At 67.3% G+C, this 11153-nt stretch carries 9 protein-coding genes and 1 pseudogene; 4 read left to right on the top strand and 6 right to left on the bottom strand.

Annotated features, from left to right (window positions below):
* Positions 1 to 373: pseudogene (locus X803_RS22320) on the top strand (O-succinylbenzoate synthase); the annotation flags it as partial.
* 55 nt (positions 374 to 428) lie between these two features.
* Here the strand turns inward: X803_RS22320 and X803_RS0112365 are convergent.
* Complete coding sequence (locus X803_RS0112365; protein ID WP_026545372.1) at positions 429 to 2477, bottom strand: PhoX family protein; 2049 nt, start codon at positions 2475 to 2477, stop codon at positions 429 to 431.
* 128 nt (positions 2478 to 2605) lie between these two features.
* Here X803_RS0112365 and menD point away from each other — a divergent pair, with 128 nt between their 5' ends.
* The gene (gene menD, locus X803_RS0112370) at positions 2606 to 4291 is read left to right on the top strand and encodes a 2-succinyl-5-enolpyruvyl-6-hydroxy-3-cyclohexene-1-carboxylic-acid synthase (protein ID WP_026545373.1); all 1686 of its coding nucleotides are present in this window, start codon (positions 2606 to 2608) and stop codon (positions 4289 to 4291) included.
* A gap of 109 nt (positions 4292 to 4400) precedes the next feature.
* On the opposite strand, the gene X803_RS0112375 is transcribed toward menD, so the two are convergent.
* The 5 genes from X803_RS0112375 to X803_RS19720 all read right to left on the bottom strand — a co-directional run bounded on the left by X803_RS0112375 (position 4401) and on the right by X803_RS19720 (position 9802).
* Positions 4401 to 5813, bottom strand: a complete 1413-nt coding sequence (locus X803_RS0112375; RefSeq protein WP_026545374.1) for a D-alanyl-D-alanine carboxypeptidase family protein — start codon at positions 5811 to 5813, stop codon at positions 4401 to 4403.
* An 87-nt stretch (positions 5814 to 5900) separates the two neighbouring features.
* Complete coding sequence (locus X803_RS0112380) at positions 5901 to 6653, bottom strand: amino acid ABC transporter ATP-binding protein (protein ID WP_026545375.1); 753 nt, start codon at positions 6651 to 6653, stop codon at positions 5901 to 5903.
* 3 nt (positions 6654 to 6656) lie between these two features.
* Positions 6657 to 7442, bottom strand: coding sequence for an amino acid ABC transporter permease (locus tag X803_RS0112385; protein ID WP_026545376.1), 786 nt, complete (start codon positions 7440 to 7442; stop codon positions 6657 to 6659).
* Between the two features lie 81 nt (positions 7443 to 7523).
* Positions 7524 to 8327: a transporter substrate-binding domain-containing protein gene (locus tag X803_RS0112390; protein WP_026545377.1), complete on the bottom strand. Its 804-nt coding sequence runs from the start codon at positions 8325 to 8327 to the stop codon at positions 7524 to 7526.
* 122 nt (positions 8328 to 8449) lie between these two features.
* Entirely contained in the window at positions 8450 to 9802 is a 1353-nt protein-coding gene (locus X803_RS19720) for an isochorismate synthase (RefSeq protein WP_035778899.1), read from the bottom strand.
* Between the two features lie 90 nt (positions 9803 to 9892).
* Here X803_RS19720 and X803_RS0112400 point away from each other — a divergent pair, with 90 nt between their 5' ends.
* On the top strand, positions 9893 to 10657 hold the full coding sequence (locus X803_RS0112400; RefSeq protein WP_026545378.1) for a demethylmenaquinone methyltransferase: 765 nt from the start codon (positions 9893 to 9895) through the stop codon (positions 10655 to 10657).
* Positions 10658 to 11153, top strand: a 496-nt coding sequence (locus X803_RS19725; RefSeq protein ID WP_035778902.1) for an FAD-dependent oxidoreductase, incomplete at its 3' end; no start/stop codon positions are given.

Below are 11153 nucleotides of genomic sequence, written 5' to 3' on the forward strand. Positions count from 1 at the left end.
GGTGGCGCGGGAGGACGCGGCGGACCTGCTTGTGGTGAAGGTGGCGCCGCTGGGCGGGGTCCGGCGCGCGCTGGACATTGTGGCGCAGGCCGGGCTTCCCGCCGTCGTCAGTTCCGCCCTGGACTCGTCGGTAGGCATCAGCGCGGGGGTGGCGCTCGCCGCGTCGCTTCCCGACCTGCCCTACGCCTGCGGACTGGCCACCCTGTCACTGATGGACGGTGACGTGTCTCCCGCGCCGTTACTGCCCGACGCCGGCTGGCTGGCGGTGCGCCCCGTGCCGGTTTCGGAGGAGCTTCTGGAGCGCTTCGCCGCTCCGCCGGACCGCACCCGATGGTGGCTGGAACGGCTGGAGCGGGTGGCCGCGGCCCTGTAAAGCGAAAGGCCGGAGGTGCGCCGTTGGGCACCTCCGGCCGCATCTGCGGAAGGGGTTACTTCCGCAGGCCGTTACCGTTCTTGCCGCGGAACACCTGGACCACCGACGGGCGGGGTGCCGGGGTTCCGTCGTAGGGGAACAGCGAGGTGTTGTTGCCCCATGTGCCGTCCTCACCCGGGTGCTGCACGGCCACGAAGACCATGCCTTCCTGGTCGTGGATGACCGGGCCGCAGGTCTCGGCATCGCGCGGAACGGACAGGAACTGCTCCACCTTGCCGCGGTCCGCTCCCTCGAGCTGGACCTTGAACAGGCCGTCGTTGTAGCCGATGCCCGAGGGCGCGCCGTCAGTGGAGATCCAGAGGTTGCCCGCTGAATCGAACGCCACATTGTCCGGGCAGGAGATCGGGGAGACCTGGTCCACCGGGTAGCCGCTGAAGTAGGTGACGTCACCCTGCGCAGGATCGCCACAGACCATCAGGAGATTCCAGTTGAACGTTGCCGCGGTGGCGTCGTTGTTGGTTTCGGTGATCTCGACGATGTGGCCGTCGCGGTTCTGCGTCCGCGGGTTGGCCTCGTCCGCCGGCGCGTTTGAGCCGACGCCGCGGTTGGAGTTGTTGGTGCAGGCCACGTAGATCTTCCCGGTGACAGGGTTGGGCTCCACATCCTCCGGGCGGTCCATCTTGGTGGGGCCCACCTTGTCCGCGGCGAGCCGGGTGTAGACGAGGACTTCCTCAGTGGTCATGCCCGGGACAGCGCTCTGGCCGTTGCGGGTCAGCGGGATCCACTCGCCGCTTCCGTCAAACGCGCCGTCGGAGGGGACTGCGCCTGAACCGTCGATCTCGGACTCCGAGTTGCCGCGGAAACGCGCCACGAAGAGGTCACCGTTGGCCATCAGGGTCTTGTTGTGTGCCCGGTTGCCCTCGATGTACTTGTCACGCGACACGAACTTGTACAGGTAGTCGAAGCGCTCGTCGTCGCCCATGTAGGCCACTACCCGGCCATCGGCGTTCACCCGGACGTTGGCGCCCTCGTGCTTGAACCGGCCCATGGCGGTGTGCTTGACCGGGGTGGAGGTGGGATCCATCGGGTCGAGCTCGACGATGTAGCCGAAGCGGTTCGGCTCGTTCTTGTACTCTTCGGTGGACGCGTCGAAGCGCTGCTCGTCGAGGTGCCAGCCCCGGCCGGGGTTGGAATTGGTGAGTCCGTAACGGCGCTGTGCGGCCGTGGGCGCAGTCACCTTGAAGTAACCGTTGAAGTTTTCCTCGCCGGAGAGGATGGTGCCCCAGGGGGTGGTGCCGCCGGCGCAGTTGTTCAACGTACCGAGAACGGTGCGTCCCTCGGGATCCGCTGCCGTCTTGACGAGGTCGGAACCGGCGGCCGGGCCGGAGAGGGTGAACGGCGTGGACATGGTGATACGGCGGTTCAGTTTGGCGCCGCGCACGTACTTCCAGGGGAACCCTTCGGCCTTGCGTTCGAGTTCCACGACGCTCATCCCATGGGCGTTCTTTGCGATGGCGCGGACGGTGGCCGGATCCATGCTCGGCGGGAACATGATGTTTTCATTGGTGTACTCGTGGTTGGCAACGAGCACTGCCCGGGTGTTCTTCTCATCCAGCGGAAGGATGTCCAGGTAGTCGTTGTTGTACCCGAACTGGTCGGCCTGTGACTCGGGGGTCTGGTTGTTGATGTCGAAATCCGGGGTATCCCTGAACAGCGGATCGCCCCAGCGGATGACCGGCTCCCAGGAGTAGGTCTTCGGGACTGTGAACTCATCCACCGACGCCTGCACGGGAGCAATGGCGGAGAACTGAAGGCGCCCGCCGGCCCTGGCGGCGGGGGAGAGCCCCTGGGCCTGGGCACCCGGTGCCTGATTCACGGCGTTCGCGCCGAGCAGCAGGGTCAGGGCGCCGACGGCACCGACGCCGAGGATATTGCGGCGTGAGTATTCGGCCGAGACGATGTCCCGCATGTAGCTGTTGTTCGACGTGTTGCAGACGTCCTTGGCACACGCGTTGTCGCACTTCAACGCGCAGGTAACCGCGCTTCGCTTGCCCTTGACATGGTTGAGCATGGGCAGGAAACGGCGGGGGGATTCGAGAGTCATGGGAGGGAGCCTTCCGATGGTGAACGGTCGATTCCGAGGCTGTCAGCGCCACCTTTCCGCATGAGGACCAGAAGGTGAACCATGGGTGAAATCACGGACGTGCAACACAACAGTGTGAGGATGGAGGGGTGGACTCCTCTGACTCAGCCCGCCGCGTGACCGCCGCCCTCGCTACAGCCGGAATCACCGACGTCGTTCTTGCTCCCGGTTCCCGGAGCGCACCGCTGGCGTATGCGCTCGCCGAGGCAGCCGAACGCGGCGAGCTCCGCATTCACGTCCGCGTTGACGAGCGGGTGGCAGGCTTCACCGCGCTGGGCCTGGCGCTGGGCTCCCAGCGTCCCGCCGCCGTCGTCACGACCTCCGGCACCGCCGTCGGAGAACTGCTCCCCGCCGTGATGGAGGCCAACCATGCCGCGGTGCCGCTCGTGGTGCTCTCCGCCGACCGCCCGGACGAGCTCCGCGGCACCGGCGCCAACCAGACCACCCGGCAGGCAGGCCTGTTCGGGGTGCACGTGCGCGCCGCCGTCGACGTCCCGGCGGGCACCGACCCGTCGCCTTACCTGGCGCGTGCACTTGCCGAGTCGCGCGGCGTCAACGGGCCGGCCGGTCCGGTGCAGGTGAACCTGGCGTTCCGCGACCCGTTGGTCCCCTCCATGCCTTCCACCCACACCGACGCCGAGGTCACGTCCGAGGCTGGGGTGCACGCCGCATCCGGGATGACAGGCGGTGATTCCGCAGGTCCAGACCGGGGTACGACGACGGCGGCACCCCCTTCCGGGGCGGGCGCGCGTACGGTGGTGGTCGCCGGGGACGGAGCGGGGGAGCTGGCGGCGGTGTTCGCGCAGCATCTTGGCCTGCCGCTGCTGGCCGAGCCGTCGTCGAACGCGCGGTTCGGCTCCTCGGCGATCGGCGCGTACCGGTTGCTGCTCGAGGGGTTCGGGCCCCGGATCGAGCGCGTGGTGGTCTTCGGCCGGCCCACACTGTCACGTCCGGTCGCCGCCCTGCTGGCCCGAACGGACATCGAGAGGGCGCTGTACGTCCCGGAACCACCGGCGTGGTTCGAGGAGGGCAGGCGTCCGGAGCGGTTGATCGGCACGCTCGATGAGCTCGTGGCCTTTGCCGGGCGCGGACCGGACGGCTGGCTGCGGGAATGGCGGGAAGCCGGTGCGCGCGCCGAGGCCGCACTGCAGCTGCTGCTCGATCAGGAACCTGCCCTGACCGGTCTTCACGTGGCGGACGCGGTGTGGGAGAACACGGCGGACAACCTGGTGCTCGGGTCCTCGAACCCCATCCGGGACGTGGACCTCATGGCCTCCGGCGACTGGCACCCGCTCGAGGTGTACGCAAACCGGGGACTCGCCGGGATCGACGGCTCCATCTCGACGGCCGGCGGCATTGCGCTCGCCGCCGGTATTCCCACCCGGCTGCTGGTCGGCGACCTGACCTTCCTGCATGACGCCGGCGGCCTCCTCCTGGGCCCCGGCGAGGAAGAGCCGGACCTGCAGGTGGTTGTCCTCAACGACGCCGGCGGCGGCATCTTCGGGCTGCTCGAGCACGGCCAGCCGGCCACGGTGGAACGCTACGGCACCGCCGTCGAACGCCTCTTCGGTACGCCGCACTCGGCTGATCTGGCGGCGCTGGCTGCCGGTTACGGCGTCCGGCACCGTCTCATCAGCACCGCTGCCGAGCTGGATGCGGCACTGGCGGAGCCGGTCACGGGCCGCTTGGTCCTGGAGGTCAGGACCGACCGCGCCGGGCTTCGCGGCTTCCACGCGCGCGTGAAGCAGGCGGTGCTGGCCGCCGTCGGGCACTGATTCCCCAAGGCGGGGCAGTCTCCCCAAGGCAGGTCAGTCTCCCTAAGGCGGGGCAGCTTCCGCGAGGCAGGTCAGCTTCCCCGAGGCGGGTCAGCTTCCTCAAGACGGGTCAGCGGAAGAGCCGGTAGGTCTGCCAGCCCTGCCCGATCGAGGCCGCGGTTCCCCACCGGTTGCCGGGCATCGGGTAGTACCTCAGCTGCCCGGTGGACGTGCGCGCCCGCAGCCCGTACGAGCCCGGTTCCTGGAAGCCGGAGATGGCCTTGAGACTGTCCATCGACTGCCAGCCGTTGCCGATGACGCGACGGGTCTCGTTGACAAAGGCGCCGCCTCCATTGGTGCGGTACAGCACCAGTGCGCCGGTGGGCCTGGCGGCCAGGAGGTCCGAGTTGCCGTCACGGTCCCAGTCAGCGAGGGTGATGCGCAGGTCCTGCCAGCCGTGCCCGAGCCGGGCGGCAGTGGACAATCCCAGACCGGCGGGGTTGGCGTAGTGCCAGAGTCCGCCGCTTCCATCCTTCGCCACAATTGACGGGAAGCGGCTTCCGCGCACCCACGTTCCGACGGAGATCTCGAAGGAACCCCAGCCGTGACCGATGCCGACCGGCGCCTGGAATCCTCCACCGAAGAGGCCGCGGTACAGGGTCAGCCGCCCGTCATTCCACTGGGCGAGGATGTCCTGGATGCCGTCCGCGTTCCAGTCCGTGGTGAAGCCGGCCTTGAGGCTGGACCATCCGGCGCCGAGGCGGGCGCGCGGGCGGAACCCGTTCAGGTAGTTCGGCGGGTAGGTCCACAGCGTGCCGGTGGAATCGGCGGCCACAAGGTCCGCGGAGTCCTTGATGGACGGGTTGGAGCCGTTGTAGTAGTGCTCCATGGTGGGGATGCCGCGGGTCCGCATCTCGGTGGCCACGGACCGGCCGACATAGCGCAGGTGCCACGGCTCGAAGGTGTACCCGGTGGTGGACTGGTATCCGTCCGGGTAGCGGATGATGAACCCGTACCGGTAGGCGTTGGCCGCCACCCAGCGGCCGCCCGGCGTGGTGGCGAAGCAGGCGCCGAGCCCGCAGGAGCCGTCCACATTCCCGACGTCGACCGCCAGCCCGGTCTGGTGCTCGCTGTGCCCGGGGCGGGCGGAAATGGTGTCTGCGACAGCCTGGCCGTAGAGCGACACGTAGTAGTTGTAGAGCGACGCCTGCTCGTCATAGGAGCGGTAGGCGCTCACCACGGCAAGCGGCGCACCGGCATTCCGGGCGGCCGCGAACAGGTTCTGCAGCTGCCCTGAAACCTCGCGCCGCAGCAGGTAGCTGGTGCCCGGATAGGCCACGAGGTCCGGTGGGACATACCGCAGCGGGTTCAGGGGCCGGGACTTGGTCACCAGCACCTGGACGTTGTTGGGGTCGCTGACCGGTTGCGCGGCGGTGGCCGGCGGCGCGGTGAGCAGCCCGGTAAGCAGGGAGAGACAAACAACGACGACGGCGGCGAACCGCGCCCTCAGGCGCGGACGTCCGGCGGTAACGGGCTCGGACATGGGATTCCTGGGGTAGGGGAGACCAGGCTGGTTGGTGCGTACATTGTTGCACGCACCAACCGGATGTGGAATGGGTCCTGCTCCGGGTCAGAGCACCTTTGAGAGGAAGCCCTGGGTCCGCTCGTGCTGCGGGTTGCCGAGGACGTCCTCCGGCTTGCCCTGCTCAACCACCACGCCGCCGTCCATGAACACCACGCGGTCGCCGACCTCGCGGGCAAAGCCCATCTCGTGGGTGACCACCATCATGGTCATGCCGTCGCGGGCGAGCTGCTTCATGACGTCCAGCACGTCGCCGACCAGCTCGGGGTCCAGTGCGCTGGTGGGCTCGTCGAAGAGCATCATGTCCGGGTCCATGGACAGCGCCCGCGCAATGGCCACGCGCTGCTGCTGGCCGCCGGAAAGCTGCGACGGGAAGGCATCGGCCTTCTCCGCCAACCCCACCTTGGCAAGGTTGCGCCGGGCGATCTCCTCCGCCTCGGCGCGGCCCCGCTTTTTCGCGCGGATCTGCGCCAGCGTCAGGTTGCGCAGCACGTTCAGGTGCGGAAACAGGTTGAACTGCTGGAACACCATGCCGATGCGGGTCCGGACCTTGTCCAGGTCGGTGTCCTCGTCGGTGATGTCGACGCCCTCGACGATGATGGTCCCGGAGGTGGGCTCCTCAAGCCGGTTGACGCAGCGCAGCAGCGTGGACTTGCCCGAACCGGAAGGCCCGATCACGCAGACCACCTCGCCCTGGTCAACATGGAAGTCAATGCCCTTGAGCACCTCGTTGTCCCCGAAGGACTTGTGCAGATCGCGTACCTCGATCGCGGGTACGTCGGTCCGTGGTGTTGCGGCCATGGCTTATCGGCCTCTCTTGTTATGGCGTTCCAGTTTGGCAACCAGCTGGGTCAGCGGGAGGGTGATCACCAGGTACATCAGCGCCGCGAGGACCAGCGGCGTCGCGTTTGCCTGGGACGAGACAGAGTCGCGGGCGAAGGTGGTCAATTCCCGGTCTCCCAGTGCCATACCGGCGATGAACAGCAGCGAGGTGTCCTTGATGAGGATGACCAGCTCGTTGGTCAGCGGCGGCGTGATGATCCGGAAGGCCTGGGGAAGGACTACGGACACCAGGGTCCAAGACGGCCGCATGCCCAGCGAACGGGCCGCTTCCACCTGGCCCTTGGGAACGGCCTCGATGCCGGCACGGATGGTCTCCGCGATGTAGGCGGCGGCGACCACGATGAGCGCGATCAGGCCGGCGCCGGCGCTGCCGCCCGGCGGACGCCACTGGAAGGCGATCGGAACCGCGAAGGCGAATCCGAAAATCACCAGCAGTGCGGGCAGGCCGCGGAACAGCTCAATGTAGGCGGTGGCCAGCCAGCGGTAGGGTCCGACGGGGGAGAGCTTCATCAGGGCCAGGATGAGGCCGCCGATCATGCCGCCCACAAAGGCGATGGCGGTGTAGACCACGGTGTTCTTCGCCGCGGTGGTGATGATCCCGGGAAACGCCTCTGCGGCGACGTCGAGATCGAAGAAGTTGGATTGGATTGCTTCCCAGTCAGCCAGCACAGCAACGACGACGACGGCGATGATGAAAATGGCGTACAGGGCACCCCGGAAGAGCCGCTTACGGGTGGTGGGTTTCACGTGTTATTTACCTGTCTTTCAGGAGGTGAACACGGCTGCGGCAGTTCCAGCACCTGGAACTGCCGCAGATCCGTGGGGAGGTTACTTCTCCTCGAAGTAGGTGTTATAGATTTCGTCGTACCGGCCGCTCTCGCGCATTTCGGTGAGCTGGGTGTTCACGGCCTCGACCAGTGCCTCGCTGCCCTCCTTGGGGAACGCGAAACCGTACTGCTCATCTGTCTCGAACTCGGCGGCGATGGTGAAGTCGCCCTCCTGCGTGTGGTTGAGGTTGACGGGCAGGTCCTGGAGGATTGCCGCGACGTTGCCTGCCTGCAGGGCGGGGTAGAGCTCAGCATCGCTCGGGAAAGCCACTACTTCGGTGTCTTCGGGAACGTTGTCACGGGCGTACTGCTCACCCGTGGTGCCCTGCTGGACGCCGAGTGATTCACCGGCGAGGTCCTCCAGGGAGGCGATGTCCGAGTCCGCCGGAACCAGCAGCGACTGCAGGGAATCGTAGTAGGGCTCGGAGAAGGTCAGGTTTTCCTCGCGCTCAGGCGTGATGGTCATGGCGCTGGCGCCGACGTCACACTGACCGGCGGCCAGGACTGCCCCGGACTGCAGGCCGTCGAAGCCGACGTCCTGTACGGAGAACTCCAGGTCGAGACCGGTAGCGATCTCCTTCATCAGGTCCATGTCAAATCCGACGTACTCGCCGTTTTCTTCATACTCGAACGGCTCGTAGGGGATGTCGGAGCACACGGTCAGCGTGCCGGGCGACACGAGGTTCAGCTCGGAGCCTCCGGCTGCCTCGCCGCCCTCCTCTGGCTCGGAGCCGCCGCCGCAGGCGGTCAGTGCAAGGGTGCCGATGGCCATAACGGCAAACGACCGGGAAATCTTCGAAAACATGCAGTACCTCAGCTCGGGACGGGGTGTAAAGAAACGTCATCGACGATTCTAGCTGTAATAGAGATGTGCATCACAGGCTACAGGTATTGCCTATTGGTAACCAAGCGCCGGGTGAGAAGAAATCACGGCCGGAAGGGCGTGCGCAGTCCAAGGGCTTCGATCATGGGCCGGAACTTGCTCCAGGTCTCGGCCAGTTCCGCGACGGGTTGCGAGGCCTCGACGATCCCGCAGCCCGCGTACATGCGCACCCGCGTGGGCGTCTCCACCACTGCTCCACGCAGGGCGATGCCCCACTCGCCGTTCCCCTTCGCGTCCATCCAGCCCACCGGGCCGGCGTAGGGCCCCCGCTCGAGATGCTCCAGTTCACGGATCAGTTCACCGGCCACCGTGGTGGGCGTACCGCACACTGCCGCCGTGGGATGCAGTGCCTCCACCAGGGCAAGCGACGAGGGCACATTCCCGTCGTCGTCGACCGCCAGTTCGGCACTGACATCGGAGGCCAGGTGCCACACGTTGGGAAGTTCGAGGACAAAGGGCTCGCTGTGCGAGGTCATGGTGCGGGTGAACGGCTCCAGCTGGTGCGTTAGGGAGTCGATCGCGATTTCATGCTCGTGCTGCTGTTTTTCGGAACCGGCCAGGACCCGCTCGGCGTAACCGGCCTCGCCCGCAGGAGCTGTGGACCGGTCAAGGGTTCCGGCGAGCACCCGGGCACGGGCCGTCTGGTTCTCGACCTTGATGAGCATTTCCGGAGTGGACCCGATCAGTCCGTCCACCGAGTAGGTCCAGCAGTCCGAGTACCGGACGGCGAGCTCTCGGAGCACCTGCGCCGTAGAAATGGGCGAGCCGAGCTCGGCGACCACGTCCCGGGCCAGCACCAGCTTGGTCAGCTCACCCGCCCGGATGTGGGCGACGCCGCGGCTGACCGCCGTCATCCACTGTTCCTCGGTGAGGATGCCCGGCGCCAGGCGGTCCGCCGGACAGGGCTTGCGCTCCGGCTCGACCCCGTCGAGGTAGGAGGCGAGTTCCGCCTCGGCGGCGGAGGCACTCAACTCGGCGCCGCCGTCGTCCGTGATGTAGGTCAGCCAGCTCCGGCCCTCGACACACCCGACGATGATCCGCGGCACGATCAGGCGGGACAGATGCCGGGACGTCTTCGAGAAGGCAAAGGAACCGAACGACGCCAGCCCTGTGCCGGGCTGGGAGACGGGGTCGACGACGTCGGCCGCCGCAACAATTTCCCGCCACCATGCCTGGGCCTGGGAGAACCGGTCGGGGCCGGCGGTGGTGAAGCGGGCGGCCTCCCCGAAGCCCACCATGCCGCCGCCGCGGCGGATCCAGGTGTGCACGTCACTGCGTACTACATAGTCAAGAAGGCCGGTGTCCAGCTGGAGGTCGCCCCGCTCGAAGGTGATGCTCCGAAGCAGCGGCGCCTGCTGCAGCGGCGTCGCCACTGCAACTGGGGACGGATTGCTCATGATCCACTAGCGTACTCCCGCGCACTGTCCTCCCTGTTCCGCCCTTTTCCCGGATTGGGGGTGCGGTTCAATGTTTGAGACAATGACGGAGTGAATCGAGCATCGCTGGATAAGCGTCCCGACGAAGTAGCCGCAATGTTTGACGGTGTGGCGCCAAAATACGACGTCGTCAATGACGTCCTGTCGCTGGGTCAGACCCACCGGTGGCGGCGCATCGTGGTGGATGCGGTCGACGCGAAGCAGGGTCAGCGGGTACTTGACCTGGCCGCCGGAACCGGCACCTCAAGCGAGCCCTTCGCGGACGCGGGTGTGAACGTCGTGGCGTGTGATTTCTCTCTCGGGATGCTGCGCGTCGGCAAGCGCCGCCGCCCGGACATCGACTTCATTGCCGGTGACGCCACCAACCTGCCGTTCGCCGACAACTCCTTCGACGCGTGCACCATTTCCTTCGGACTGCGGAACGTGGACCGCCCCACCCGCGCTCTTGAGGAGATGCTCCGGGTCACCAAGCCGGGCGGCCGGCTGGTCATCGCGGAGTTCTCCCAGCCCACCGTTGCCCTCTGGCGGAACCTGTACACCGAGTACCTGATGCGCGCGCTCCCCGCGATCGCCACCAAGGTCAGCTCCAACCCCGAGGCGTACGTCTACCTCGCCGAGTCCATCCGCGCCTGGCCCAACCAGGATGAACTCGCCGCGTGGATCACGCAGAGCGGCTGGGAGTCGGTCCGGTACCGGAACCTGAACGGCGGGATTGTTGCCGTGCACCGCGCCACCAAGCCGGAAGGTGCTATCACCAGCACTGCCGCGGGCTCCCAGACGCGCCAGCGCCGCCGCAGCAGCAGGGCCGCAAACTAGGTGTCAGTCCTCATCATCGGCGCCGGCCCGGCCGGATCCACGGCCGCCTACTACCTGGCCGCCGCAGGCATTGAGACAACTGTCGTCGAGAAGACCTTCTTCCCCCGCGAGAAGGTGTGCGGAGACGGCTTCACGCCGCGCGCCGTCCGGGAGATCCAGTTGCTGGGCCTGCCCCACGGCGAGGAGCTCGGGTGGCGGCGGAACGTGGGGCTTCGCCTTCTTGCCGGCGGCAGGAAAGTTGAACTGCCCTGGCCGGAACTCTCCGATTTCCCGTCCTACGGCCTGGTCCGCACCCGGCTTGGCTTCGACGAGCAGCTCGCTTCGCACGCGCGGTCCGCTGGCGCGCAGATCCTCGAAGGCCATGCGGTGACCGAAGCGGTGCGGGACGCATCCGGGCGGGTGACCGGCGTCGTCGTCAACGTCCTTGGCCCCGACGGGCGCCGGACCGGTGAGAAGAAAACGCTGAGCGCCGACGTCGTATTGGCAGCCGACGGCA

The organism is Arthrobacter sp. 35/47 (assembly GCF_000520475.1).
Lineage (GTDB): Bacteria > Actinomycetota > Actinomycetes > Actinomycetales > Micrococcaceae > Arthrobacter_D > Arthrobacter_D subterraneus.

Coding starts and splice junctions, on each gene's coding strand:
- X803_RS0112365 (WP_026545372.1), bottom strand. CDS start 2,477: ATGACTCTCGAATCCCCCCGCCGTTTCCTGCCCATGCTCAACCATGTC.
- X803_RS0112375 (WP_026545374.1), bottom strand. CDS start 5,813: ATGTCCGAGCCCGTTACCGCCGGACGTCCGCGCCTGAGGGCGCGGTTC.
- X803_RS0112380 (WP_026545375.1), bottom strand. CDS start 6,653: ATGGCCGCAACACCACGGACCGACGTACCCGCGATCGAGGTACGCGAT.
- X803_RS0112390 (WP_026545377.1), bottom strand. CDS start 8,327: ATGTTTTCGAAGATTTCCCGGTCGTTTGCCGTTATGGCCATCGGCACC.
- X803_RS19720 (WP_035778899.1), bottom strand. CDS start 9,802: ATGAGCAATCCGTCCCCAGTTGCAGTGGCGACGCCGCTGCAGCAGGCG.